The sequence below is a fragment of the Myxococcus xanthus genome, assembly GCF_013116825.1.
Taxonomy (GTDB): domain Bacteria; phylum Myxococcota; class Myxococcia; order Myxococcales; family Myxococcaceae; genus Myxococcus; species Myxococcus xanthus_B.
Genome location: NZ_JABFNS010000002.1, coordinates 32,179 through 58,043, shown reverse-complemented (window position 1 = coordinate 58,043; position 25,865 = coordinate 32,179). Strand labels below are relative to the sequence as shown.

Annotated in this window: 19 protein-coding genes and 1 riboswitch; of the genes, 11 read left to right on the top strand and 8 right to left on the bottom strand. The window is 70.0% G+C overall.

Annotation, left to right across the window (positions count from 1 at the left end; translation table 11 throughout):
* Positions 1 to 32: 32 nt before the first annotated feature.
* The 5 genes from HNV26_RS01040 to HNV26_RS01020 all read left to right on the top strand — a co-directional run bounded on the left by HNV26_RS01040 (position 33) and on the right by HNV26_RS01020 (position 6,970).
* Positions 33 to 878, top strand: coding sequence for a peptidoglycan recognition protein family protein (locus HNV26_RS01040; protein ID WP_171439368.1), 846 nt, complete (start codon positions 33 to 35; stop codon positions 876 to 878).
* A gap of 88 nt (positions 879 to 966) precedes the next feature.
* Positions 967 to 1,281, top strand: coding sequence for a hypothetical protein (locus HNV26_RS01035; RefSeq protein ID WP_171439367.1), 315 nt, complete (start codon positions 967 to 969; stop codon positions 1,279 to 1,281).
* A gap of 109 nt (positions 1,282 to 1,390) precedes the next feature.
* Positions 1,391 to 2,653 carry a TolC family protein gene (locus HNV26_RS01030; RefSeq protein ID WP_171439366.1) on the top strand — a complete coding sequence of 421 codons (1,263 nt, stop codon included), beginning with the start codon at positions 1,391 to 1,393 and terminating at the stop codon, positions 2,651 to 2,653.
* Positions 2,650 to 3,849: an efflux RND transporter periplasmic adaptor subunit gene (locus tag HNV26_RS01025; RefSeq protein WP_171439365.1), complete on the top strand. Its 1,200-nt coding sequence runs from the start codon at positions 2,650 to 2,652 to the stop codon at positions 3,847 to 3,849. The genes HNV26_RS01030 and HNV26_RS01025 overlap by 4 nt, the downstream gene beginning before the upstream one ends.
* Positions 3,839 to 6,970, top strand: a complete 3,132-nt coding sequence (locus tag HNV26_RS01020) for an efflux RND transporter permease subunit (RefSeq protein WP_253816048.1) — start codon at positions 3,839 to 3,841, stop codon at positions 6,968 to 6,970. Before HNV26_RS01025 ends, HNV26_RS01020 begins: the two co-directional genes overlap by 11 nt.
* A 97-nt stretch (positions 6,971 to 7,067) precedes the next feature.
* On the opposite strand, the gene HNV26_RS01015 is transcribed toward HNV26_RS01020, so the two are convergent.
* From HNV26_RS01015 to HNV26_RS01000, 4 genes are all read right to left on the bottom strand, one after another.
* Positions 7,068 to 8,822 (bottom strand): hemolysin D, encoded by a 1,755-nt coding sequence (locus tag HNV26_RS01015; protein ID WP_171439364.1) that lies wholly within the window; start codon positions 8,820 to 8,822, stop codon positions 7,068 to 7,070.
* 185 nt (positions 8,823 to 9,007) lie between these two features.
* Positions 9,008 to 10,099 carry a Rieske 2Fe-2S domain-containing protein gene (locus HNV26_RS01010; protein WP_171439363.1) on the bottom strand — a complete coding sequence of 364 codons (1,092 nt, stop codon included), beginning with the start codon at positions 10,097 to 10,099 and terminating at the stop codon, positions 9,008 to 9,010.
* Positions 10,100 to 10,186: 87 nt separating this feature from the next.
* Positions 10,187 to 10,600, bottom strand: coding sequence for a four-helix bundle copper-binding protein (locus tag HNV26_RS01005; protein WP_171439362.1), 414 nt, complete (start codon positions 10,598 to 10,600; stop codon positions 10,187 to 10,189).
* Between the two features lie 140 nt (positions 10,601 to 10,740).
* A complete protein-coding gene (locus HNV26_RS01000) occupies positions 10,741 to 13,221 on the bottom strand; it encodes a heavy metal translocating P-type ATPase (protein WP_171439361.1) in 2,481 nt (826 codons plus the stop codon).
* Between the two features lie 35 nt (positions 13,222 to 13,256).
* Here HNV26_RS01000 and HNV26_RS00995 point away from each other — a divergent pair, with 35 nt between their 5' ends.
* Positions 13,257 to 14,654, top strand: coding sequence for a chloride channel protein (locus HNV26_RS00995; RefSeq protein WP_171439360.1), 1,398 nt, complete (start codon positions 13,257 to 13,259; stop codon positions 14,652 to 14,654).
* A 48-nt stretch (positions 14,655 to 14,702) separates the two neighbouring features.
* On the opposite strand, the gene HNV26_RS00990 is transcribed toward HNV26_RS00995, so the two are convergent.
* From HNV26_RS00990 to HNV26_RS00975, 4 genes are all read right to left on the bottom strand, one after another.
* A complete protein-coding gene (locus HNV26_RS00990; RefSeq protein WP_171439359.1) occupies positions 14,703 to 15,050 on the bottom strand; it encodes a hypothetical protein in 348 nt (115 codons plus the stop codon).
* A gap of 146 nt (positions 15,051 to 15,196) precedes the next feature.
* Positions 15,197 to 16,336, bottom strand: a complete 1,140-nt coding sequence (locus HNV26_RS00985) for an MbnH family di-heme enzyme (RefSeq protein ID WP_171439358.1) — start codon at positions 16,334 to 16,336, stop codon at positions 15,197 to 15,199.
* Between the two features lie 12 nt (positions 16,337 to 16,348).
* Complete coding sequence (locus HNV26_RS00980; RefSeq protein WP_253816046.1) at positions 16,349 to 17,176, bottom strand: MbnP family copper-binding protein; 828 nt, start codon at positions 17,174 to 17,176, stop codon at positions 16,349 to 16,351.
* Between the two features lie 144 nt (positions 17,177 to 17,320).
* Positions 17,321 to 18,244, bottom strand: a complete 924-nt coding sequence (locus HNV26_RS00975) for a GIY-YIG nuclease family protein (RefSeq protein ID WP_171439356.1) — start codon at positions 18,242 to 18,244, stop codon at positions 17,321 to 17,323.
* A gap of 511 nt (positions 18,245 to 18,755) precedes the next feature.
* A riboswitch (SAM-I-IV-variant riboswitch) is annotated at positions 18,756 to 18,878 on the top strand.
* Positions 18,879 to 19,178: 300 nt separating this feature from the next.
* On the opposite strand from HNV26_RS00975, the gene thrA reads away from it, so the two are divergent.
* The 5 genes from thrA (at position 19,179) to HNV26_RS00950 (ending at position 25,860) form a co-directional block, all read left to right on the top strand.
* The gene (gene thrA, locus HNV26_RS00970) at positions 19,179 to 21,674 is read left to right on the top strand and encodes a bifunctional aspartate kinase/homoserine dehydrogenase I (protein WP_171439355.1); all 2,496 of its coding nucleotides are present in this window, start codon (positions 19,179 to 19,181) and stop codon (positions 21,672 to 21,674) included.
* A 24-nt stretch (positions 21,675 to 21,698) separates the two neighbouring features.
* Positions 21,699 to 22,799 (top strand): aminotransferase class I/II-fold pyridoxal phosphate-dependent enzyme, encoded by a 1,101-nt coding sequence (locus tag HNV26_RS00965; RefSeq protein WP_171439354.1) that lies wholly within the window; start codon positions 21,699 to 21,701, stop codon positions 22,797 to 22,799.
* On the top strand, positions 22,738 to 23,868 hold the full coding sequence (locus HNV26_RS00960; RefSeq protein WP_171439353.1) for a trans-sulfuration enzyme family protein: 1,131 nt from the start codon (positions 22,738 to 22,740) through the stop codon (positions 23,866 to 23,868). The genes HNV26_RS00965 and HNV26_RS00960 overlap by 62 nt, the downstream gene beginning before the upstream one ends.
* 335 nt (positions 23,869 to 24,203) lie before the next feature.
* Complete coding sequence (locus HNV26_RS00955; RefSeq protein ID WP_171439352.1) at positions 24,204 to 25,196, top strand: methionine ABC transporter ATP-binding protein; 993 nt, start codon at positions 24,204 to 24,206, stop codon at positions 25,194 to 25,196.
* A complete protein-coding gene (locus HNV26_RS00950; protein WP_171439351.1) occupies positions 25,189 to 25,860 on the top strand; it encodes a methionine ABC transporter permease in 672 nt (223 codons plus the stop codon). The genes HNV26_RS00955 and HNV26_RS00950 overlap by 8 nt, the downstream gene beginning before the upstream one ends.
* Positions 25,861 to 25,865 lie beyond the last annotated feature (5 nt).

The following is a 25,865-nucleotide window of genomic DNA, read 5'->3' as shown; positions in this document are numbered from 1 at the left end:
ATTTCCGCAGCATCTACCCCCCGGAAGCCCTCATGAGCCTTCGCCTGCCCTCGCTCTCCTCCGTGTTCCGCGCCACTCAGGCGCAGGCCCCTCGCACCGCCGCCGCCGCGGCCTCCACGGTCTCCGCGCCGCCCGCGGGCCTGCGCAAGGGCGACTCCGGGCCCAAGGTGAAGCAGCTGCAGGATGCGCTCGTGAAGGTGGGCTACATGACGAAGGCCCAGGTGAGCACGGGCCCCGGCATCTTCGGTCCGCAGACGGAAGCGGCGGTGAAGAAGTTCCAGGCGGACAAGAAGCTGCCCACCACCGGCTTCTACGGTGACCTCACGCACGCGGCGTTGAAGAAGGCGCTGGGCACCAGCGCCCCCACCACGCCCACCACTCCGGGCGGCAAGTTCACCAAGCCCGCGGTCATCAACGCGCCCTCGCCGAACCAGAACTCGCGCGGCGGGACGAAGATCGACACCATCGTCATGCACCACACCGCGACCAACAACGGCGCGGGCGACCTGTCGTGGATGCGCAATCCGCAGAGCAAGGTGTCCGCGCACTACATGGTGGACCGCGACGGGAAGATCTATCAGCTGGTCGGTGACGACAAGCGCGCCTGGCACGCGGGCAAGGGCGAGCTGCACGGCGTGCCCTCGGACATCAACAACCGCTCCATTGGCATCGAAATCGTGAACGACGGCAGCGGCAAGACGCCCTTCACCGAGGCGCAGTACAAGTCGCTCACCCAGCTCACCGGTTACCTGAAGCAGCAGCACAACATTCCGATGAAGAACATCGTGGGCCACGCCGACGTGGCGGTCCCCAAGGGCCGCAAGAACGACCCGGCGCCCAACTTCGATTGGAACCGGCTGCGCAAGGGCATCTCCTGACCGTCTTCTTCCCCTGCGTGCGAGGGACTCACCCGGTGTGAGGCCCTCGCACGCATTGCGTTTGGAAACGTGGTAGAAGGTCGCCAGCGTGCTCCGAATCTGGCTCATCGTCTGCCTGTTCCTGTTCGCCCCGGGCCTGGGGGGCTTGATGCCCACCCTCACTGGCGCGGTGGGCGAGGTCTGCACGCAGAGCTGCCCGGACGATGATGACCAGGGGCAGTGCGCCCCGGACTGCATCGACTGCACCTGCTGTGCCCACGTGCGCACCGTGGCCGCGCATGCCCCGCCGTCTTCCTTCGTGCTGCTCGTGTCGCGGCCCTTGCGCGTCGCCTACGAGAAGTCCGAACCGTTGTCGGCCGACGGGCGTGACATCCTCCACGTCCCCATAGTCCCCCTCGCGTAGGTCGCGTCCGCCGTCTCGTTCGCTCGCGTCCGCCAGGACAGGTGTGCCCATGTGTCGTCACGGGGCACGCTCCACCTGACGCACGCCTCCCTTTCGCGAGGTCATCGCCGTGCCCCATCCACTCACGGTGGCAGCCTTCGGGCTCGCCGCCGCACTCCTATTTTCGCGTGTCGCCGCGGCCCGGCCGGGCTCCGCCGACGCCGCGCTGTCCCTTGAAGAAACCCTGGCCCTGGCCCGCCAGCGCGCACCCGCGCTGCTGGATGCCGCGGGCCGCGCCGCCGAGGCCCAGGGCGATGTGGCGGCCGCCGCGTCGCTGCTGAACGACAACCCCACCTTCGAGCTCCAGGCGGGCCCGCGCAGTGCCCCTGGCTCGCCGGGAAACCCCACCGTGCGCGGGCTGGACTTGAGCGTGGGCATCAGCCAGGCCTTCGAGCTGGGTGGAAAGCGCGGCGCCCGCCGGGAGTCCGCGCGCGCCGGCCTGGAGTTGGCGACGGCTCACCAGCGCGACGCCGAGCGCCGGGTGCTGGGTGACGTCGCCGCGCGCTTCCTCCAGGCACTGCACGCGCGGGAGCGGCTGAGCCTCGCGCGAGAAGCCGAGGCCACCGCCCGGGAGACCGCGAACTCCGCCCAGCGGCGCTTCGAGGCCGGTGATGTGCCCGTGGTGGACGTCAACGTGGCGCGCGTGTCCCTGGCCCGAATGCGCGCTGAGGTGGCCACCGCGGAGGGGGACGAGGCCGCCCAGCTCCACCAGTTGCGCGCGATGCTGGGCCTTCCGCTCACGCATCCGTTGGCCATCCGCGGCGAGCTCCGCGTGCTCGCGCTCCAGCCTGTCACGGAGGTGAAGACAGACACCGTGGCGGCGCGGCCCGATATCGCCGCGTTGGAAGCGGAACTCGCCCAGGCGGATGCCGACCGCCGCATGGGCCGGGCGAGCGCCTGGCCGGACATCACCGCGGGGTTTCTGTACCAGCGGGAGATTGATGAAGTCGCCTACCTTGGTGCCCTGAGCGTGCCGCTGCCGCTCTTCGCCCGGGGAGACAACGCCCGGGTGACGGGCGACGCCCGCGTGCGCCGGCTCCAATCCCTGCTGGCCGCGGCCCGGTTGGAAGTGGACGTCCAGGTGGAGGCCGCGCGCGTGCAGCACCGCAAGCTGCTGGAAGCCGTGACGCTGCTGGAAGCCGACGCCCTGCCGCTGCTCAGTGACAACGAAAGTCTCGCTCGCCGCTCCTACGAAGCCGGAGAGATGGGCCTCGCCGAATTCCTCCTCGTTCGCCGCGACACGCTGGAAGCCCGTGCCGCCTACCTCGACAGCCTCCTCCAGGCTGCCCTCGCCCGCGTCCAACTGGCCGTGGAGACCGGAGCCCTTCCATGAAGCCCCTCCACGCCGCGGTGGCCGCCCTCCTCCTGCTCACCGCCTGCAAGCGCGAGGCGCCGCACGAAGAGCAAGCGCACGGACACGACGAGCCCCCCGCCCAGGCAGGTGCCCACCACGACGACCATGGCGAACCCCATGTCCGCATCGCGGCGGAGATGTTGAGAGACTTGCGCATCACCACCGCGCCCGTAGGCGTGCGACCGGGCGGTGAGAATGTCACCGTCCTGGGAGAGCTCACCTTCAGCGAGGACGCCTACGCGGAGGTGGCCTCCCCCATCGCCGCCCGCGTGAGCGCCGTCTTCGTCACCACCGGTCAGGTGGTGAAGCAGGGCGAAAAGCTCGCGGACCTGCGCAGCCCCGAGCTGGGCAAGGCGCGCGCGGCGCTGCAAGCGGCCCAGGCCCAGGCCCAGGCCGCGCGTCAGGCCGCCGAGCGCAAGCGCACGCTCGCTGACGAGCGCATCATCGCGAGCAAGGACGTGCAAGCCGCCGAAGCAGAGGCCGCCGCCGCCGAGGCCTCGGTCGCCGCCGCGCGCGCGGAGCTGGTGGCCCTGGGCGTGAGCGAAGAAGCGCTGCGCGGCGGCAACGTCCCCCCGGGCTTCGTCCTGCGCGCCCCCCTGTCCGGCACCGTCGTCGAACGCACCGCGCGGATGGGGCAGATGGCGGACCCCAACCTTCCACTGTTCTGCATTGGTGACGTGTCCTCGCTGTGGCTGGTGGTGCACGCCTTCGAGCGTGACGCCGTGCGCATCCAGCGTGGCACGCAGGCCCGCATCACCTTCGCGGCCTTTCCCGGCCAGGAGTTCATGGCGAAGGTGGGCCACGTGGGGCAGCGCGTGGATGCGACGTCACGCACCATCCCCGTGAGGCTGGAGCTGGACAACGCCGACGGCCAACTTCGGCCCGGCATGTCCGCGTCGGCCTACATCCCGTTGGGGGACCCGGGAGCGCCCATCACCGTCGTGCCCGCGGCGGCGCTCCAGCGGCTGGAAGGTGGCTGGGTGGCCTTCCTGCCCACGGACACGCGCGGCGTCTTCGAGCGGCGAGAGGTGGGCCGGGGCCGCACGCTGGGCGGCGACGTGGAGGTCCTCACCGGACTGAAACCCGGCGAGCAGGTGGTGGTGGAAGGCGCGTTCCTTCTCAAGGCGGAGGCGGAGAAGCTGAGCGGCGGAGGGAGTGACGGCCATGCGCACTGACGCCCCCGACTCCTGGATGAACCGCGTCCTGCGGTCCTCCTTCGCCCGGCCTGGTCTCACCGTGGTGCTGGCCCTGGCGCTCTCCGCCTTCGGCGCGGTGGCGATCAAGGGGCTGACGCGCGACGTGTTCCCGGACCTGTCCGCGCCCATCTTCAACGTCATCGTGCAGAACCCGGCGATGGGCGCGCAGGAGCTGGAGACGTCCGTGGCCATCCCCATGGAGGTGGCGCTCGCGGGCCTGCCCGACGTGCGCCGCATCCGCTCCACCTCGCAGCTGGGCGTCACCCAGCTCACGGTGGAGTTCGAGCCAGACGCCGACTACTTCCGCAGCCGGCAGTACGTCGTCGAGCGCGTGGCCCAGGCGCAGAGCGAGCTCCCCCCCGGCACGGACGCGCCGCTGGTCTCCAGCCTCACCGGGCGGCTCAACGAGGTGTTCGAGTTCACCCTGGAAGCGGAGCCCGGCGCGGCGGAGCTGATGACGCTGCGGGATTTGGCCGAGTTCGAGGTGAAGAACCGGCTGCTCGCCGTGCCCGGCGTCGCCGGCGTGGAGCGCCTGGGTGGCTACCTGCGCCAGTTCCAGGTGCAGCTCGACCCGGACCAGATGGTGGCGCGCGGCATCACCCTGAACCAGGTGGAGCACGCGCTGGAGGGCGCGAACGTGAACGCCTCGGGCGGCTTCGTGGTGCAGGGCCCCATGGAGTGGACGGTGCGCGCGGTGGGGCGCGCGGAGTCCGTGGAGGACCTGCGCGACACCGTGGTCGCCGTGCGCGACAGCACGCCCGTGCTGCTGGGTGACGTGGCCGACATCCGCGAGGCCCCCGCCGTGCGCCGGGGCATCGCCCACCGGCTGAAGGGCGAGGTGGTGAGCTGCCGTGTCATCAAGCAGTTCGGCGCGGACACACAGCAGGTGACGGCGGGCATCCGCGTCGCCATCCAGGAGCTGAAACAGGGCCTTCCGCCCGGTGTGCAGCTTCGCATCGTGTATGACCAGTCGGTGCTGGTGGACTCCGCGCTGGGCGGCGTCAGCCGGGCCATCCTGCTGGGCGCGGTGCTGGTGGTGCTCGTGCTCTTCCTGCTCCTGGGAGACTGGCGCGCGGCGCTCATCGTCACGCTCACCCTGCCCTTGTCCCTGGCGCTGGCGGGCGTGCTTCTGAAGTTCGCCGGCATCGGCATCAACACGATGACGCTGGGAGGACTGGCCATCGCCGTGGGCCTGCTGGTGGACGCGGCCATCATCGTCACGGAGAACATCGTCCACCGCCTGCGTGAAGCGGAGGGCACGGCTTCGCGGCGCGACGTGGCGCTGGCGGCGTCCATCGAGATGGCCCGGCCCATTGCCTTCGCCACGCTCATCGTCGTCTCCGTGTTCATCCCCCTGTTCGCCATGACGGGCATCGAGGGGCGCATGTACCAACCGCTCGCCGCGGCCGTGGTGGCCTGCCTGACGGCGTCGTTGGGACTGGCCCTGACGCTGGTGCCGGTGGCGTCCGGGCTCTTCCTGCGCGCGCCCCGCGAAGGACAGCCCGAGGACGTGTGGCTCATCCGCAAAATCAAGCACGTCTACGCGCCCATGCTGGAGGCGTGCATGCGCCACGCGGGCCTCGTGCGGCTGGTGGCCCTAGCCATCACCGTGCCCGCGCTGTCACTGGCCTTCGTGGTGGGCAGCGACTTCATGCCGAAGCTGGATGAAGGCGCGCTGCTGCTCCAGACGGTGCTTCCGCCGGAGGCCTCGCTGGAGGAGGTGGACCGGCTCAACCACCTGGTGGAGGACGCGCTGCTGAAGTTCCCGGAGGTGGAGGACGTGGTGCGCCGCACGGGCCGCGCCGAGCGCACGGAGGACCCGATGCCGCACACGCTGTCGGACGTGCTCGTCATCCTCAAGCCGGAGCGGGGACGCTCGATGGAGGACCTGGAAGCCGCGATGCGCGAGGCGGTGGGGCAGGTCCCTGGGGTGTCGACGCTGTTCACCACGCCGCTGGGCATGCGCATCGATGAAGGGCTCGGCGGCAGCCCGGCGGACCTCTCCGTGCGCATCTTCGGGCCGGAGTTGGAGACGCTGGCCGGACTGGCCGAGCGGGCGCAGGCCATCATGGCGAAGGTGGAAGGCGTGGAGGACCTGCGGGCGGAGAAGCTGACCGGCCTCCCCCAGCTCCGCATCACCGTGAACCGCGCCGCGGTGGCGCGCGTGGGCCTGACACCCGGGGACGTCATCCAAGCCGTGAAGGTGGGGATGGTGGGCCAGGAGTTCGCCCAGGTATGGAAGGGCCAGCGCCGCTACGACTTGCTGCTGCGGCTGGCGGACCACCGCCGGGGCGACGCCACCGCCATCCGCGGCCTGCTGGTGGATGGCCATGACGGCACGCGCATCCCGTTGAGCCAGCTGGCCTCCATCGAGGAGACGTTCGGCGCGGGCAGCATCCGCCGCGAGGCGGGCAGCCGGCGCATCGCCGTGGAGGCCAGCGTCGCGGGCAGGGACTTGGGCAGCACGGCGGCCGAGGTGCGCGAGCGGCTGGCGGCGGAGTTGAAGCTGCCCACCGGCTACTTCCTGGACGTGGGCGGGAAGGTGGAGAGCCAGCAGCGCGCCGCGCAGGCGATGACGGTCGCCATCGCGGTGGCCCTGCTCGCGGTGTTCATCCTGCTCTACTTGGCGCTGGGCTCGCTGGCGGAGTCGCTGGTCATCATCGCCACCCTCCCGGACGCCTTCGTCGGCGGCATCCTCGCGCTGCTCATCGCCGGGGAGACGTGGAACGTGTCCAGCCTGGTGGGCCTCATCGGCCTGTTTGGCATTGCCGTCCAGAATGGCCTGGTGCTGGTGGCGCAGACGAAGCTGCTCATGCAGCACGGCAAGCCCTTCGATGAGGCCATCCGAGAGGCGAGCATCGGCCGCGTCCGCCCCAAGCTGATGACGGCTGGCACCGCCATCCTGGGCCTGCTGCCGCTGCTGGTGCTGCCACTGCACGGCACGGAAGTGGAGCGCCCCCTGGCCGTCGTCATGGTGGGCGGGCTCGTCACCTCCACGCTGTTCACCCTGCTGGTGCTACCCACCTTCTATGCCTTCGTGCACGGGTGGCAGGAGCGGATGACACAGCGGCTGGCCGCCCGGAAGGCGGCTCGCAGGTGAGACAGACTCCTCGACGAACCCTTCCCCCCTGAACGGAACGACTCGCCGGCGCACACGAAGCCCCCTCCTTCTCGAAAGGAGGGGGCGAGCACCGTCACTACAGCCCTTCGACGGCCCACCAGGCGCTGCGCGCCTTGGGGTCACCGGCCTTCGTAATGTAGGGAGACTCCTTGGACAACCACATGTACTGGTTCCAGTACAGGCTCTTGATGGCGTGTCCCGTGGACGAGCTCTCCAGCTTGTAATTCGCCTGCGTCGGAGAATTCCACAGCTTCACGGCCCCCGTCGACGTCGTATAGCTCATGAAGAGCCCAGGAGACGAGGCGACACGGTAGAAGCCGTCGCTCTGCGAGCCCACCAGGATGAAATCGAGCGGGGTGGAGTTGGCGCGGCAGTAGAGCCACTGGTTGTGCGCGACGCCATCCGGCGCGGACATGTACTGCCCATTCGAAACGCTCTTGATGCGCACCCGCTTTCCGGTGTCCGCCGCCCGCTCGGGAATCTTCCAATCCTTCGGGGGCATCTGCCACGTCGAACTCTTCCATCGCCAGTTGAACGGCATCCGCACGGAAGGGTCGAAGAGGTCCGCGTATCCTGGCTCCGCCTCTACGTTGTAGAGACAGATACGCTGGGTCTCCTCCAGTTCCTTCACCTTGTCGAGTTGGTTGCCCGAGCCGACACCAAGGCCCTTCATGCAGGCAGACACCGATTGGCCCTTCCCTGTCTGGCCACTCGCCAGCACATAGGTCGAGTCCCGGCGACGTTCGTCGTTGTACCAGGCACGAGCCTCGGCCTCGTCCATGCCCATCCAGTTGTCCGCCAGGCGGTTCGCCTCCGCCTCCGCCACCTGCTTCCGCTTCGACATCGGCGTGCCCATGGTCCGGATGAACGCGGCCCACAGGTCCTTGGTCGCCTCCGTCGCGACGAGCGCCTGCGTCTTCATGAAGCTGGGCTTGTAAGCGCTCCACCCCGTCTCCAACTGCGTTCCGGGCAACCAGATGGCGTCACCACTTTGGTAGCTGAGGACATCCTTCATCGAGTGAGAGTGCTGCTCGGCGCCTGATGCGCACAGGTAGCTCTTCACCTGACGCACCCGCTCGTAGTTGTCCGCCGGGATGCGCACCACGTGCTCAGAGCTGAACGAGTCCTCAAAAAGATGCGCCGCCCGGCCGAAGAGGAAATAGTTGCGGTCCACGTCCGTCTGCGCGCTGTAACCGCCGCCGTCCCACACCCGCATGATGGAGGGCGGCGCCATCGCCGCATCCACGAAGTATTTGACGAAGCGCGACCGCGACTCCTTCGCGGCCTTCACGCCACCATTCGCGTCGCGGTCGTCATAGCGACGCATGAAGTGGTCGTACTGGACTTCGACCGGCTCCTGGGCCACGGCGTCGAAGCAATTGTACTTGCCCATCTGTCCGTTGGTGACGTTGAAGCCCGCGATGTCCACCCAGCGCTCACCGACGATGGCGTCGTAGACAGCCTTGTACGTGGACTGATATCGCTGGTCGGCGTACTTGGAGCTCCTGATGCGGTTGAGCTCGCGCTGCGCCTCCGGCGACGAGAGATTCGTGTTCTTCGCCTTGCCCTTCGTCCAGCCCTTGCGTGGATCCTTCGGGTCCGGCTGCATGATGGGGTCGCCACCGATAAGCTCCAGCACCGCGAGCCGGGTGATCCACTCATGGCCCATGGGGATGCCATTGCCAAAGGCGACGCCCGCTCCGCTCTGCGTGAATCCAGCCGCTTCGCGGGGCACCACCCCCAGTCCAGCGAGGGCCGACAGCGAGAGGCCGAGCGCGATGGCTCTGCCCCCCAGGCGTGGACGCCAGACGAGCAAGGTCTTCATATTCATGGGGAGGATTCCTCGGGCGTGAAACAACGCCCCACGGACAATGCGTGGAGCTGACACGTACCAAGCAACAGGCGCGCCAATGCCCCATGTCTCCGAAATCAACCCGTTGGAGGGAGCGACGGCGTGAGACTGCGTCACGCGAGCACGCAACCGCGTCACGCGGGAACGCAACATCGCAATGCCTCTCAGGTCCGCATCTTCAGTCGTGTTTCATGCACCGCGTCCCCCACGGCGCCAGGCTTCTCGCGCTCGGCGGCGCGCAGCAGGCGGAGGATGCCGGGACCCAGCACGTCGATCTCCGTGGAGGCATAGGCCTCCGTGCCGAAGCGGCGGATGGTCTCCGTCTGCTGCCGGAGGATGCGCGCGTCCTGCCCGAAGATGTGGAGCGCCACGGGCATGATGAGCGGGAGCGCCGCGCGCACCAACCAGCGGGGCAATGGCAGACGAAACGTCACCACCGCGTACACCAGCGTGTCCCAGTCCGACACGGGCGTCATCGCGGAGGTCACCATGATGTGGCTGGTGTCACCGATGCGGTACTCCACCTGGGCGATGGAGGGCATCAGGAAGCGGTCGAAGTGCTGCACCACCCCGCCCCCCGGCGCGAGCAGCCGGCCCACGAGCCCGCTGGGACGCGGCTCGCCGATGTACTCGGCCTCCACCTTGTCCGCGCTCCGGCGCACCACCACGTCGATTTCGTTCCGCTTCTCCTCGGTGCGGAACAGCCCGCCATGGAGGTACGCGGTGTGGGGCACGTCCAGCGTGTTCTCCAGCGTGGAGTGCAGCGAGCCGGGAGCCCGCAGCGCGCGGCGCACGGTGGTGTATTCGCGCGCCTCCAGAAGCGGGAAGCGGTAGGGCTCCGTGGTGGGCTCGACGCCCGGCGAGGAGTAGACCCAGACGAAGCCGTCCTGCTCACGCGTGGCATGCGCCGTGGCACAGCGAGCACGCGCGCCGGGCTCGCCCAGGAAGCCAGGGATGGCGCGGCACTGCCCCGCGCCGTCGAAACGCCAGCCGTGGTAGCCGCACTGGAGCTGGCCTTCCTTCACCCGGCCCAGCGACAGCGGCACGTTGCGGTGCGGGCAGCGGTCCACCAGGGCCGCGGGCTTGCCGCCCTCACCTCGGAAGAGCACCAGGGGCGAGCCCTGGAGCATGCGCGCCAGGGGCTTGTCCCCCAGCTCACTCGAAGCACAGAGGATGAACCAGGCGTTGGGCAGGTGGACGACGGAGATATGTCCAGCGGGCGTACCGGAGGCGCGCCCCTCCTCGCGAGAGCTCATGGAGCGCACTCTAATCGGCCTTGACGGCGAGTGAAGGGCCCCGCGACAGGGCCGTTCCGGCTTGCCTGGACTCTTCCGGGCGCCCCCTCACGCGGGGAGGTCGGCGGCGCGCTGGGCGGCCTCCGGGTTGGGCGTCCGCGGCATGACACCGCCGCCCATCCTCCAGCACGAATCCGAGCACTGGGTGCACATGTCCGCGCAGGCCTTCATCACCACGTCCTCGCCCATCTGCGCGCAGGACTCCGCGCAGCGCCCGCAGACCTCCGAGCAGGCGAAGCAGGTGCGGCGATGCAGCTCCGAGCCCCGCAGCATGAAGTTCGCGCTCGTCTGGCAGATTTCCGCGCAGTCCATCAGCAAGCGCAGGTGCCTGGCATCCGCATGCTTGCCGCCCATTCCCAGACAATACGTCAGCGTCTCCATGCAGATGCGGTGACAAGCCAGGCAGTCCTCGATGCACTGGCGCATGTCGCTGTCGGCGTTCATCGCTTCGGCTACGGCCATGGTGTCCACCTCTCCCAGGGGCTGATGCGTTCGAGCTCAAGGGTGGGCATCCCAGCGCCGCGCGGGTGGGCCTCGGCGGGCCGCCCGCCCCCAGCTCGAGGGAGGGAGCCCGGTGCAGGCGGCCTCCTCCACCACCGGGCCTACAGCTTCAGCTTCCGCAGCCGGAGCGCATTGCCGATGACGGACACCGACGAGAGGCTCATCGCGGCACTGGCGAAGATGGGACTGAGGAGCAGACCGAAGACGGGGTACAGCACGCCCGCCGCCACCGGCACACCCACGGCGTTGTAGATGAAGGCGAAGAAGAGGTTCTGCCGGATGTTGCGCAGCGTGCCCTGGCTCAGGCGGCGTGCCCGAGCGATGGCCCGAAGGTCCCCCTTCACCAGTGTCACCGCCGCGCTCTCCATCGCGATGTCCGTCCCGGTGCCCATGGCGATGCCCACGTCCGCCTGCGCCAGCGCGGGCGCGTCGTTGACGCCGTCTCCCGCCATGGCCACCACCCGCCCCTCCTGCTGGAGCTTCCGGACGGCGTCGCCCTTCACCTCGGGCAACACCCCGGCGATGACCTCGGTGATGCCCAGCCGCCGCGCCACCGCGTCCGCCGTCGTCTGGCTGTCACCCGTGAGCATCACCACCCGAAGCCCTTCTTCGCGCAGCAACGCGAGGGCCTCCGGCGTGGAGGACTTCACCGGGTCCTCGACACCGAGCAACCCCGCTGCCTTCCCCGCCACCGCCACCAGCACCACCGTCTGGCCCCCTGCCCGCAGCGCCTCGGCCCGGGAGGTCAGTTCCCCTCCATGCACCTGGAGCGCCTCCGTCAGGGCCGCGTTGCCCAGGGCCACCTCGGCCCCCTCCACCCTGCCCACAACGCCCTTGCCCGTGAGCGAGCGGAAGTCCTCCACGGGGGCCAGCGTCACGCCACGCTCCTTCGCGCCCGCGACGATGGCCGCGGCCAACGGGTGCTCGCTGCCACGCTCCAGGCTCGCGGCCAGCCGCAGCAGCCGCGCCTCCTCGAAGCCTGGCGCGGGCACCACCGTCACGAGGCGCGGCCTGCCCTCGGTGAGCGTGCCCGTCTTGTCCACCACCAGCGTGTCCACCGCCTCCAACCGCTCCAGCGCCGCCGCGTCGCGGATGAGGACGCCCGCCTGGGCGCCGCGCCCGGTGCCCACCATGACGGACATGGGCGTGGCCAGCCCCAACGCACAGGGGCAGGCGATGATGAGCACCGCCACCGCGTTGACCACCGCGTGCACCAACCGGGGCTCGGGTCCCCAGATGGCCCACACGCCCGCCGTCACCACCGCCACCACGATGACCACCGGAACGAAGACGGCCGCCACCTTGTCGGCGAGCCGCTGAATCGGCGCGCGGGTGCGCTGCGCTTCACTCACGCGCTGGACGATGCGGGAGAGCAACGTGTCCTGGCCCACGCGCTCGGCGCGCATCACCAGTGAGCCCGTGCCATTCACCGTTCCGCCCGTCACCTGCGTGCCCGGGGCCTTCTCCACGGGCAGCGACTCGCCCGTCACCATGGACTCATCCACCGCGCTGGTCCCCTGGAGCACCACGCCGTCCACGGGCACCTTCTCTCCGGGGCGCACGCGCAGCGTGTCCCCAGGCTGGACGCTCGCGAGCGGCACATCCTCCTCGTGACCGTCCTCTCCCATTCGCCGCGCCACCGGCGGCGCGAGGCTCAGCAGCGCCCGCAGTGCACCGGAAGTCGCGTGCCGGGCGCGCAGCTCCAGCACCTGCCCCAGCGCGACCAGGGTGACGATGACGGCGGCGGCTTCGAAATAGAGGGGCGCGGAGCCGCTGTGCCCCGTGCGCAGTCCCTGTGGCAGGGCCTGCGGCAGCAGCGTGGCGAAGACGCTGAACAGATACGCGGCGCCCGTCCCCAGCGCGATGAGGGTGAACATGTTGAGGTGCCGGTTGCGCACCGACGCCCAGCCACGCTGGAAGAAGGGCCAGCCCACCCAGAGCACCACGGGCGTGGCCAGCACGAGCTGTGCCCAGGCCAGCACGCCCGCGGACACCGCGTGTTGCACGGGCTGCCCGGGAAGCATGTCCGACATGGCCAGCAAGAGCAGCGGCGCAGTGAGCACCAGGCTCACGCGGAAGCGCAGCCACATGGATTGCAGCTCCGGGTCCGGCGGCTCCTCCGCCAGCACCGTGCGCGGCTCCAGGGCCATGCCGCACTTGGGGCAGGCGCCGGGATGCGACTGGCGGACCTCCGGGTCCATGGGGCAGACGTACAGGGCCGCCGTCACCGGCGTCGGCTCTGGCGCGGTCTCCGCGGGCGAGAGGTAGCGCTCCGGGTCCGCGCGAAACCGCTCCCGGCACCGGGGATTGCAGAAGGCATAGGTCAGCCCGGCGTGCTCCAGGTGACCGCCCTTCGGGGCGTTCGGGTCCACCTTCATGCCGCAGACGGGGTCGATGGCGGGCGCATCCCCGGCCGGAGAGGGAGGGGGCGTGCGGGAATGCGGCGCGTGCGAAGGGTGTTGGGGCATGGCGCTTCGAGGCTCCTTTCGCCCAGGCCAACGAATCGCCCAGGCCAACGAAGCACCCGGCCGACTCTTACTGGGTGTTTCTCTAGAGGTAATCGCTCCTCCGGCCACGGACATTCGCCTTGACTTCCAAGCACATTCCCTCTCGCTCCATGGCTGGCCGTCGAGAGCCCCTGGACGAGGAGCAGAGTGCCCTTCACGACTCGTGGGACACGGTGCTGCGCACGGTGGGCCGGGTGGTCCTGGGCACGGTGCTCGTCTGGGGAGTGTGCTCGGCGCTGCGGTATGGCGTCCATGCCACCAGTGACACGCTGCTGGCGTTCGCGTCGGGGCGGAGCCTCTGGTGGGCGCCGCTGGTGCTCGCGGGCGTGCTGCTGCTGGGCGGACTGCTGCGAGGGCTGCTCAACCGCCGGCCTGGCTGGAGCGACGTGGCCTCGGATGGGGTGAACGTCGCGCTCTTCAACTACCACATCACCTATGAGGACCCGGCGGACGACCCGCGCCCTCGCTACTCACGGCCCGCCATCCGGCTCGCCCTGCGCAAAGCGGTGGCCACGCTGCTCACGCTGGGCACCGGCGCGTCGGGCGGGCTGGAGGGTCCGGTGGTGCTGGTGGGCGAGTCCCTGGGCGCGGGCGTGGCCCGCCTCACCCGTGCCCGCTCCGAGCACACGCTGCGCACCTGCCAACTGGCGGGCATCGCCGCGGCGGTGGGAACGCTGCTCAACGCGCCGTTCGCCGCCGCGCTCTTCGCGCTCGAGGTCGTCTACGGCAACCGCATCGTCTACCGGAAGCTCGCGTACTGCCTGCTGGCGGGAATCATCGCGTACGCGCTCAACAACCGCTTCCTCGGCTTCAAGCCCATCTTCGTGGCGCCGCCGCACCCGCACACGTACACCCTGGGGGAGTACGGCCTCACCGCGCTGGTGGCCGTGGCGGTGTCCGCGCCCGTCGCGCTGCTGTTCGGCCTGACCATGAAGCACACGCGCCAGGTGGTGGAGCGCGTCAGCCCGGTACTGCGCGGCGCCATGGGGGCGCTGTGCACCATCCTGGTGGCCGGAGGGCTCTACTACGGCGTGGGCATGGACTTCCGGCACGTGCTGGGCATGGGCGAGTACACCATCGCCCAGCTGCTAGCGGATACGCCGGGGCCGCTGTCGCTGTGGTGGTACCTGCTGCTCATCGTGGGTGGGAAGCTGCTCACCACGGGCTTCACGGTGCAGTCGGGTGGCTCGGCGGGCATGCTCATCCCCAGCATGGTGCTGGGCGGCGTTTCGGGCGCGGCCACGGCGCAGATGCTCGCGTCGGTGACGGGCACGGGGCCGGCGGACGTGACGGTGTTCGTGGTCGTGGGCATCGCCTCCGCGCTGGTGGCGGTGGTGGGCGTTCCCCTGGCGGCCATCGCCCTGGTGCTGGAGGTGTTCGGCTCCGCGTATGGCCCGCCCGCCGTGCTCGCCTGCTGCGTCACCTACGTGCTGACGCTGCGGCTGTCCGTGTACAACGAGCAGCGCCGCGAGGAGGCCGTGGCGGCGGAGCCCGTCGCGACCGATTGAGCGCGGACACGACAGGGACGCACGCTCCCTGGCGGCTCGCGCAACGGGTCAGGCAACCCCGATGTGGTAGTTGAAGATGGCCGTCCCGGAGCCAAACACAGTCCTGGGCGAAATCTTGAAGTCCTGCACGCCACGCGTGCTTCCCGAGGAGGCAACCTCCCAAGCGAACTCGGTGTCGGGGTACAGGAAGCTGAACTCGAGGTCGCTCGCCAAGTCATCGAGGAAGTACTTCTTGAGGCTCTTGAAGTCCTCCTCGCTGATGGAAAGCCGGTTCGTGTCGGGGAAGTTCGGGCTGGAGATGGCGTATCCCACTCCGATGGCCTGGAGGTCTCGCCGGTTCTTCGACGCCACCAGACATTGCCTCAACTGCATCTTCGCCTCTGCCAAACCCGCCATGAACGTGCTCCTGAAAGGGGATGCGGCACCAGGGCGCCCCTCGCAAGGCATTGCTGGTCCCAATGGCATTCAAGCGCCAATGGCATCTCCTGTAAACGCTCCACCCCTCCCTCCACCCGCGCGGCGCCCGGGTGAGCCCAACCCCATCATGGTAGGTTGGACGGGTCCGAGAAGCGCGGGTCCGTCAGGAACTCCGTGTCGGTGAGTGACTCGAGGAACGCCAAGACGTCTTCCTTCTCCTGCTCGGTCAGCGTGAAGCCTCTCACGAAGCCACTCTGCAGCGGGCTGGCCTCGCCGCCGCGCACCCGCCGCGCGTGGCCTCCCGCGGCGTAGTGGTCCAGCACATCTGACAGCGTGGCCAGACTGCCGTCATGCATGTACGGCCCGGTGACGGCCACGTTGCGCAGGGACGGCGCGCGGAAGCGGCCCATGTCCTCGGGGCGGCCCGTCAGCTCGATGAGGCCTGGGTCCTCGGCAGGGTACGCGCCCTGACCGTCCTCGTTGTAGAGGCCCGTGTTGTGGAAGGGCAGGATGGGCTCGGACGTCGCCTCGTGCACCGTGGCGTCCTGGAAGTTGAAGCCGGAGTGGCAGTGGTCACACTCCAGCCGCTCCGAGAAGAACAACTCCATGCCCCGCTTCTGCTGCCGCGTCATGGCCTCCACGTCATTGCCATACACATAGCGGTCATACGCGGAGTTGCCGGAGATGAGGGTGCGCTGGAACGACGCCAGCGCCCGCGTCAGCGTGGCCACGGACACGGGCTCCACGGCCTCCGGAAACGCGCGCTGGAACTCCGCCTCCAGTTCCGGGACCGCGCGCAGCCGGGCGAGCAGCTCCTCTTCCCTGTCACCGAAGCCCAGCTCCACCGGCTCCTTGCCGAACAAGGGCACCAACGCCTGCGCCTCCAGCGTCGTGAGCGAGGGATTCGCCCAGGTGAGACTCGTGGCATAGGCGACGTTGGCCAGCCCCTGGGAGTTGCGGCGGTGCGTCTCGCCGGTGCTGCCCTGCGACGTCACCAGGGGCTCGGTGAAGGCCCGCGCCGGGTCATGGCAGGACGCACAGGACTGCGTCTCGTTCCGTGACAGGCGCACGTCGAAGAAGAGCCTCCGGCCCAGCTGCACCTTCTCCTCCGTCATCGGATTGTCCGCGGGCACTCGCGGCGTGGGAAACCCCGTGGGCAGCTTCCACACGTAGCGCTCCGCCTCGGCGTCCTTGCCGCCGCAGCCCGCGCCCAGCCAGGCCAGCACCGCCAGCACCCCTGCTCGTCTTCCCACGCGCCATGCCATGACGTCCCCCTCCTACTCCGCCTTGATGAATGCCTGAGGCCCCGGTGCCATCTCCTGGCTCCGGTGCGTCAGCCCCATCCGGCTGAACACGGGCGCGCAGTCCGGGTCCGCCTGCTGCGACATGCACCCCACGGAGGTGTTGGGTACCTCCGCGTTCTCGTCCAGGTTCGAGCCTGAGAAGAGCGCCCCCAAATCCAGCACCACCTTGCCAGACGCCAGGTCGAACGAGTCCAGGGCCACCTCCGGACGGTTGCCGAACGTACATCCCGCGGTGCCGTTCGTCCGGCCCTCCGGCGGCGGTGCACAGTCCGTGCTCCCCAGGTGCATGACGTGCCCTTCGGGAAGTCCCGTCGTCCGGCCCTCGCTGCGCATGAAGAGATAGCCCGAGCGCCAGCTCCAGTAGAGGCTCGTGTCGTTCAGCGGCGAGGGCGCCGTGGACACGTCGAGGTGGTTCTGCGTCTCCGGCACGCCCAGCTTGAAGCGCAAGCCGGTGTAGAGGCCCTCGGGCGCCGTGCCGGTGATGCGCAGGTTCGTCGCCTCCGTGCCGCTGGTGCACAGGCCCGTCTTGTCCGCGAAGTCGAGCAGCGCCGTGCCTTGCGTCTGCCACCGCCCGTCCTGCTTGAGCTTCAGTGGCACCTCCGTGCCCTCGGCCGTGACGAGCCGGACGTCGTGCAGGTACACGCGCAGGTCCATGGGCTCGTACGTCGTCCCCGTTGTCCCCACCCCGGTGTAGATGCGGCCACATGCGAAGGGCTCGCTGCCCACCCGGGCCTCGAAGGGGATGGCGACTTCCATGCCTTCGCCACAGCCCAGGACGCCCAACAGCGCGAAGGGAAGCATACGGACAGCACGACGATGAGCGGACACCATGGCGGACTCCCTTGAAATGGAGTCTTCGCGTAACGCAATCCCACCGGGTGGAGAACGTGGCAAGTTGCCACAGGCCGCCATACTTGCCCCATGGAAGGCAGCAGGCGGCCCACCTCAGCCGCCTTGCACGTTGTAGCCCGCGTCGCCGTAGGGCTTGAGCCGGTCCAACCAGAGCGCCTCCAGCACCTTCAACTCCTCCTCCGGCGCGACCACGGGCTCGTCAGAAGGCTTCAGCACGTCGAGCACCTCGAAGGTGAACTGCTCCGCCCCGTAGCGCTTCCAGTCCTCCAGCAGCGTGGGCAGGCGGTCCATGCCCGTGGACAGCTCGAAGCGGATGCGATTGAGCATGCCCTGGACGTTGGCGCTCGCGCCCACCAGCACCTTCCCGTTGGCGAGGCAGCGCACGGCATACACGCCCATGGGAGGCGGTGTTTCCCGGTAGGCACGCTTCAGTTCGGAGCGGCGGGAGTCAGCGGACATGGGAGACCTCGTGTCTGGGGAAGTTGAAGCGTGGGAAGGCGAATGCCGGGCGAACCGCTGGGCGAGCCGGGCCTGCGCGGCCCCATCCTTCGGCGCCATCCAGTCGCGGCCCATGAGCGACCAGTCCGCGTCAGCGGGGTCGCCCCCGAGCGCCTCGACGAGGCTGGCCTCGCAGACGAAGAACTGCTCGCGGAATGGAAAGAGGAAGCCGCCCTGCGTCCGTAGGGAGTCAGCGGCCTCCGCATAGGAGGAGAACCAGCGGTTGAGGTGGGAGCCGCCCACGGGGGCGAGCAGGTGCTCGAAGTCGAGCTCACGCACCTGCTTCAGCTCGCCCCAGGTGGCGTGCCCCTGCTCACGCGCGATGACGGTCAGCGCATGCTTGCGCTGCACCGTCTCCTTGCGCGCGAGCACCTCGCCCAAGGGCAGTCCCGCGAAGCCGGGCAGGACGCGCAGCCGCTCCGCGGCCCGGGCCGCGCGCGACGCATCCGCCGAGGCCAGCTCCTTGAGCAGGAGCGACGCGCGGACCTTGCATTCATGGAGGGAGACGACGGTTCGCATGAAAAGTCCCTTGGCGCCGGCCCTCACCCGTTCGTGGGCCGTGGAAGGAACTCATCTGGAACTGTCGAACGGCGGAGAGAAGCGAGGGTGACGTCGTCTTTTCGGGCAGGCGCCCCTCGGCACCTGGGTGGGAGTTAACGAGGCGGACCGTCCCGGTGCAAGCGCTTTCAGACGCCCGCCGGGCCAGACGCCGGGGTCCCCCTGCCCGGTGGGATGGCTTGCAAGAGCAGTCCAGACATCCGTGCGCGGCGCAACTGCCGCAGCTTCGCTCCAGCTGCGTCTTCAGCGCCTGGCGCGCCACGTCCGGGACACCGCGCTCCGCCAGGTCCACCTTCCGCAGGATGTCGGCGTGCTCCGGCTTGAGCGTGGGCACCCGCTCACCCACGCACCGCCGGCATCCGCCCCGGGCACCGGGCATTCCCGCCAAACCCTGACGTGAATGGAAGATGCCGTGACGGAAGTGAAAACCACACGAGGCATTGACAGACACCGGGGTCCACGCTTATTTCGTGCGCAGCATCAAGAGCGGCCGCCGCCTCGCGCGGTGGCCCGACAACCTGGAGTCGGACCTCCAAGGTGTCCAAACGATGCGGTTCGAGGAGCAGGGGCTCCCCGAGCAATCCAAGCGTCCGAAGCCGGAGGGCTCCCTCCCGCTTCGGTGAGAGAGGACCTCCGTGGTTCCATCCACCTGCTCCGCACCCGCACCGTTGACCGCCGCGCCCGTATTGCCCGTGCTTCGCCGCGCGCGCGTCGCGCATCGAATGCGCTGGCCCGGCGGCACGCACTAGTCCGCCAGGGCTCCAACTCCAACCCCTTCATTCCTCCCTCCGTGGGCGCTCGCGCGCCGCGTCTGGCCGGCGTGTGTCCGGCACAGGGCGCCGCGTCTGCCCTTCCCTTTCGAATCAGGGCCCGCCGGCCCCCTCGAGGTTCTTCGATGAGCAGCACGTCCCTGCAGGTGATGAAGTTCGGTGGCACGTCCGTGGGCTCGCCCACGCGGCTCCGCCAGGTGGTGGAGCTGATTGGCAAGCACGCGCGGCAAGGCCCGCTGGCAGTGGTCGTCTCCGCGATGGGCGACACCACGGACTGGCTGCTAGACGCGGCCCACCTCGCCACCGAGGGTGACCTGGAAGGCGCGCTCGCGGTGGCCACGCGCATCGCCGACCTCGCGAAGGCCAACGCCGCGGCGCTGGCGCCCGGACAAACCACCGCGCTGGCCGAGCGTGTCGACGGGCTCCTCGCGCCGCTGCGTCAGCTGCTCCATGGCGTCTCACTCACGCGAGAGTGCTCCGCCCCCACCAGAGACCGGGTACTGTCATTCGGTGAGCTGGTGTCCGCCACGCTGCTGGCGGAGCTGCTCACGGCCCATGGCACGTCCGCCACCTTCCGTGACGCGCGGGAGCTCCTGGTGACGGATGACCGCTTCGGCGCGGCGCGGGTGGATCTGGCTCGGACGCGGGAGCGACTCCAGGCCGCCCGGGAGACGTGGGGCGTCGAGGTGCCCGTGCTCCCAGGCTTCATCGCCGCCACGCCGGACGGACGCACCACCACGCTGGGCCGCAACGGCTCCGACTACACCGCGGCGCTGGTGGCCCAGGGCCTGGGCGCGTCGGAAGTCACGGTGTGGACGGACGTGCTCGGCCTGCACACCGCCGACCCGGAGCTGGTCACGGACGCCTACCCCGTGGCGCACCTCACCCACGGCGAGGGACTGGAGCTGGCGGCGGTGGGCGCCCGCATGCTGCACCCGCGCACGATGATTCCGCTCATCGAGTCCGGAATCTCCCTGCGCATCCGCAACACCATGGAGCCGGAGCACCCGGGCACGCTCATCGACGCCATCGGCTCGCGCGACGGCCAGCGTCCCGCCTGCATCGCGACGCGCGAGGACCTGGCGCTGCTCGGCATCGAGGTGCGCAAGCTGTCCGACCAGTTCCAACTGGGGGAGCGCGTGCTGGCCGCGCTGCGAGAAGCGCGCGTCACGGTGTGGATGACCGCGCAGTCCGCCAATGGCCAGTCACTGGCTGTCGTCGTGCCCCGTCCCGACGCGGAGCACGCGCGGTCCGTGCTCGCCGCCGAGCTGGCGCAGGAGCTGTCACGCCGCGAAGTGGAACCGCTGGAGGTCCGCCAGCCGGTGACGCTGCTGACGCTGGTGGCGGAGACCATGGGCCACGGCGTCAACGTGGCCGGGCGCTTCTTCAGCGCGCTGGGCGCGGTGGGCGTCAACGTGCGCGCCAGCGCCCAGGGTGCCAGCTCCCGCTCCCTTTCGTGCGTCGTCGACGCGGCGGACACGGCCGTCGCCGCGCGCACCACGCACGCGGCCTTCAACCTGGCCCATCAGCAGGTGAGCCTCTTCGTCCTCGGCCGAGGCACGGTGGGCGGACAACTGCTGGCCCAGCTGCGCGCCCAGCAGGCGCTGCTCCGGGACAGGCACGGCATCGCGCTGCGCGTCGTGGGGCTGGCGGACAGCAAGCGCGCGCTCTTCGACGCGGCGGGGCTCGCACTCGACGGCGTGGAGGCGCGGCTCGAAGGCGTGGCGCCCGAGGCGCCCCAGGCGCGCACCCTGGTCCCCTTGTTGGATGCGCTCCGGCGGCTGCCCGTCCCCATCCTGGTCGACTGCACCGCCGCGGGCGGGCTGGAGGCGCTCTACACGGAGGCCTTCCAGCGCGGCATCCACGTGGTGGCGGCCAACAAGAAGCCGCTGGCGCTGCCGTGGGAGGCCCGCGAAGCGCTGGTGGACGCGGCGCGCCGCAACCACGTCGCGTACCACTACGAGACGACGGTGGCGTCCAGCCTGCCCGTCATCGACACGCTGGCGAACCTGGTGCGCACCGGTGACACCGTTCGCCTCATCACCGCGTCCCTGTCCGGCAGCCTGGGCTTCATCTGCAACGAACTGACGGCCGGCGTGCCCCTGTCCCGGGCCGTCCGCACCGCCCGGGAGCGGGGCTTCACGGAGCCGGACCCTCGCGAGGACCTGAGCGGCACGGACGTCGCGCGCAAGGCGCTCATCCTCGCTCGGGAGCTGGGCCTGCCGCTCTCCCTGTCGGACGTGGCGCTGGAGCCCTTCGTCGCCACGGACGAGTGCGCCAGCGTGGACTCGTTCTTCCAGGTGCTCGCCACGCAGGACGCCGCCTACGCGGAGCGTGTGGCCCGCTGCCGCCACGCCGGCACCGTGCTGCGCTACCTGGCACGCATCGACCCATCGAAGGCGGGCACGGGCAGTCCCGTCATCCGCGTGGGCCCCGTAGGCGTCGAAGCGGGCCACCCCGCGGCAGACCTCCGCGGCTCCGAGTCCTTCGTCTCCTTCACCACCACCCGCCACAGCGACTTCCCGCTCACCGTCCGGGGCGCGGGCGCGGGCGGCGCCGTCACCGCGTCCGGCGTGCTGGCGGACATCCTCCGCATCTCCCAGACGCTGCGCGGCCGCTGAGCGCGCCACCGAAAGGGTCCTCCCATGAAACTCGCCACCGCGCTCGTCCACGCCGGCGTGCGCCGCGACCCCACCACCGGCGCGGTCGCCGTCCCCATCTACCAATCCGCCACCTTCCAGCACCCCGCGCTCGGGCAGTCCACCGGCTACGACTACTCGCGCACGCGAAACCCCACCCGCTCCGCGCTGGAGGATGCGCTGGCGCAACTGGAGGGTGGCAGCCGGGGCCTGGCCTTCAGCTCCGGCATGGCGGCGCTGCACTGTGCCCTCCAGCTCTTCGGCCCGGAGGACCACGTCCTCCTCACCGAGGACCTCTACGGCGGCACCTACCGGCTGGTGGACCGCATCCTCCACGTCCCCTGCACCTTCGTGGACACCTCGCGCCCCAGCGCCGTGCGGGACGCGCTGCGCCCCAACACCCGCGCCATCGTCGTGGAGACGCCCACCAACCCGATGATGCGCACCGCCGACCTCTCCGAGCTGGCGGCCATTGCCCGCAAGGCCGGGGTGCTGCTCATCGTCGACAACACCTTCCTCACGCCGTGGCTCCAGCGCCCGCTGGAGCTGGGCGCGGACATCGTCGTGCACAGCGCGACGAAGTACCTGGCCGGACACAACGACGTCGTCGCGGGCGCGCTGGTCGTCAAGGACGCCGCGCTGGGCGAGCGGCTCGCGTACCTCCAGAACGGCATCGGCGCGATTCTCGGTCCGCAGGACGCGTACCTGGTGATTCGCGGCCTGAAGACGCTGGCCCTGCGCATGGAGCGGCACCAGGCCAACGCGCGGGAAGTGGCCGCGTGGTTGCGCGCCCACCCGGGCGTGGAGCGCGTCTTCTATCCCGGCGTGGGCGGGATGCTGTCCTTCACCGTCGCCCACGCGGCCCTGGTGCCCCAGGTGCTCGCGTCCGTGCGGTTGTGTCTCTTCGCCGAGTCGCTCGGCGGCGTGGAGACGCTCATCACCTACCCCACCACGCAGACCCACGCTGACATCCCCGCCGAGCGCCGGGAGGCGCTGGGCATCTCCGACCGGCTGCTCCGGCTCTCCGTAGGAATTGAGGACTCCCATGACATCATCGCCGACCTGGCCCACGCGCTTCGCGACCCGTCTGCTGCACACGGGGCATGAGCAGGACCCCGTCACGGGCGCCGCCGCTGTCCCCATCTACCAGGTGTCCATGTTCGACCAGCCGGGCCTGGAGACGCCCGGCGAGTTCGACTACGCGCGCTCCGGCAACCCCACGCGCAAGGCCCTGGAGGGCGTGCTCGCTGCGCTGGACGAAGGCCACGCGGCCTTTGCCTTCGGCTCTGGCATGGCCGCCGTGTCCAGCGTGCTGATGCTCTTCAGCGCGGGAGACCACGTCGTGGTGACGGACGACTGTTACGGCGGCACCTACCGGGTGCTCACACGCGTCTTCAGCCGCTTCGGCCTGCAGGCCACCTTCGTGGACACCAGCGACCCGGACGCCGTGCGCGCAGCCCTCCGTCCCAACACGCGGGCGCTGCTCGTGGAGAGCGTGAGCAATCCCTTCCTCAAGCGCACCGACATCCCCGCGATGGCGCGGGTGGCCCAGGCGCATGGGGCGCTGCTCATCGTGGACAACACGTTCCTGTCCCCGGCCCTCTCGCGCCCGCTGACCGAGGGCGCGGACATCGTCATCCACTCCGCCACCAAGTACCTCGGCGGCCACAGTGACGTCGTCGCCGGGGCGGTGGTAGTGAAGACGCCCGCGCTCGCGCAGGAGCTCGGCTTCCTCCAGAACGCGGTGGGCGCGGTGCTGGGCCCCCAGGACTGCTTCCTCCTCCAGCGGGGCATCAAGACGCTGCAGGTCCGCCTGGAGCGCCAGGTGCGCACGGCGGGAGCCCTGGCGAAGTGGCTCGCCGAGCGGCCGGAGGTGCGGCAGGTCTTCTATCCAGGCACGGGCGCGGTGGTGTCGTTCCGGCTGGCCCAGGACACGCTGGCGGCGTCCTTCGTGGAATCGCTCCAGCTCCCCCTGCTGGGCGTGTCGCTGGGCGCGGTGGAGAGCATCGTCACAGTCCCCGCGCGGCACTCCCACGCCTCCGTCCCTGTCGCCGAGCGGGAGCGCCGGGGCATCACCGACGGACTCATCCGCTTCTCGGTGGGACTGGAGGACCTGGAGGACCTGCAAGAGGACTTCGTGCGGGCATTCACGCAGGCAGACCGCGCGGCGGCATAGGCCGTCAGGTTGACATGGCGCGTCGGCTCCATTACCTGTCTGGGTCGATGCTCGCTGGTTGCGCCATGTTCGGATTCTGTCGCGGAGGCATGTGTTGTCATGCCCCCACGGGTCCGTCCGTTCGCGCGCGCTGAGCCTCCCTCACGAAACGAACCGACGTTCCTCCCGGCCCGTTGCCTGCTTCGTCCAGGCACGGGCCGCCCTTCGCGCACCTCGTGCGAGCCCCCGTCCCACCTTCGCAGTCCCCAGGAGCAGTCCATGCGCGGCACCCCGGACACGAATGAGCAGCGGCCCCCTGGGCCCGCGCGAGGCACGCCCAACCGGAGCGCCACGCCGTGATTACATTTCGCGGAGTCAGCAAGGTCTACACGGCGGGCGGGCGAGAGGTCGCGGCGCTGAGGAACGTGTCGCTTCGGGTGGAGGCCGGTGAAATCCACGGCGTGCTGGGACAGAGCGGCGCCGGCAAATCCACGCTCATCCGCTGCGCCAACCTCCTGGAGCGCCCCACCGAGGGCTCCGTCTCCGTCGATGGACAGGACTTGCTGGCCCTCAGTCCCGAGGCACTGCGCAAGGCACGCCAGGGCATCGGGATGATCTTCCAGCACTTCAACCTCTTCGGCTCGAAGACGGTGGCGGCGAACGTCGCGTACCCGCTGGAAGTGGCGGGCGCCCCACGCGAGGCCATCCGCGAGCGCGTGGAGGAGCTGCTGTCGCTCGTGGGACTGTCCGACAAGGCGCAGGCCTACCCCTCGCAGCTCTCCGGCGGACAGAAGCAGCGGGTGGGCATCGCGCGGGCGTTGGCGCCCCGGCCTCGCGTCCTGCTCTCCGACGAGGCCACCTCCGCGCTGGACCCGGAGACGACGCGTTCGGTGCTGGGGCTGCTGCGTGACATCAACCAGAAGCTCGGCGTGACGCTGCTCCTCATCACCCACCAGATGGACGTGGTGAAGGCCATCTGCGACTCGGTGTCGGTGCTGGAGCGGGGGCGGCTCGTGGAGCAGGGCAAGGTGACGGAGCTGCTCGCCCATCCCAGCACCCGGTTGCATCAACTGTGCTTTCCGGCCTTCGCCCCACCGACGGACGCGCCCTCGGGCCGCCGCGTGGCGCTGACGCTCGCGGGTGAGCACGCCCGGCGGCCCCTCCTGGGCACCCTGGCGCGCCAGTTCGACGTGGACGCCCTGCTGGTGGAAGGCGCCATGGAGCGCGTGGGCAACACCCGCGTGGGGAGGCTCCTCGTCGACCTCCAGGGCTCCGCCGAAGCCGTGAGCCAGGCACTCGCCTACCTGCGCGAGCAGGGACTGACGCTCGAGGAGGCCGCCCATGGATAGCCAACTCCCGCGCCTGCTGGGCGTGGCCACCGGCGAGACGCTCTACATGACGTCCGTGGCCGCGGCGCTCGTCCTCCTCGCGGGACTGCCCTTGGGCGTGCTGCTGGTCGTCACGGACCGGGGTGGCCTGTGGGAACGTCCGGCGCTGAACCGGGTGCTGGGCACGCTCGTCAACGTGGGCCGCTCCGTCCCGTTCATCATCCTCATGGTGGCCATCGTCCCGCTCACCCGCCTGCTGGTGGGCACCACCATCGGCACCACCGCCGCCATCGTCCCCCTGGTCGTGGCGGCCATCCCCTTCATGGGCCGCGTCGTCGAGCAGAGCCTCCGCGAGGTGGACGCCGGGTTGGTGGAGGCCGCCATCGCCATGGGCTCCACCCACCGCCGCATCGTCTTCCAGGTCCTCATTCCGGAGGCGCTGCCTTCGCTCGTGCGCGGCACCGCGCTCGTCATCATCAGCCTGCTGGGTTACAGCGCCATGGCGGGCGCGGTGGGCGGCGGCGGCCTGGGCGACCTCGCGGTGAAGTACGGCTACATGCGCTTCCGCACCGACGTCATGGTGGGCTGCCTGGTGGTGTTGCTGGTGCTGGTGCAGTTCGTCCAATGGCTGGGTGACGCGCTGGCCTCCCGCTTCGACCACACCGGCGCGCGCTCGTCGCGCTGACGCGC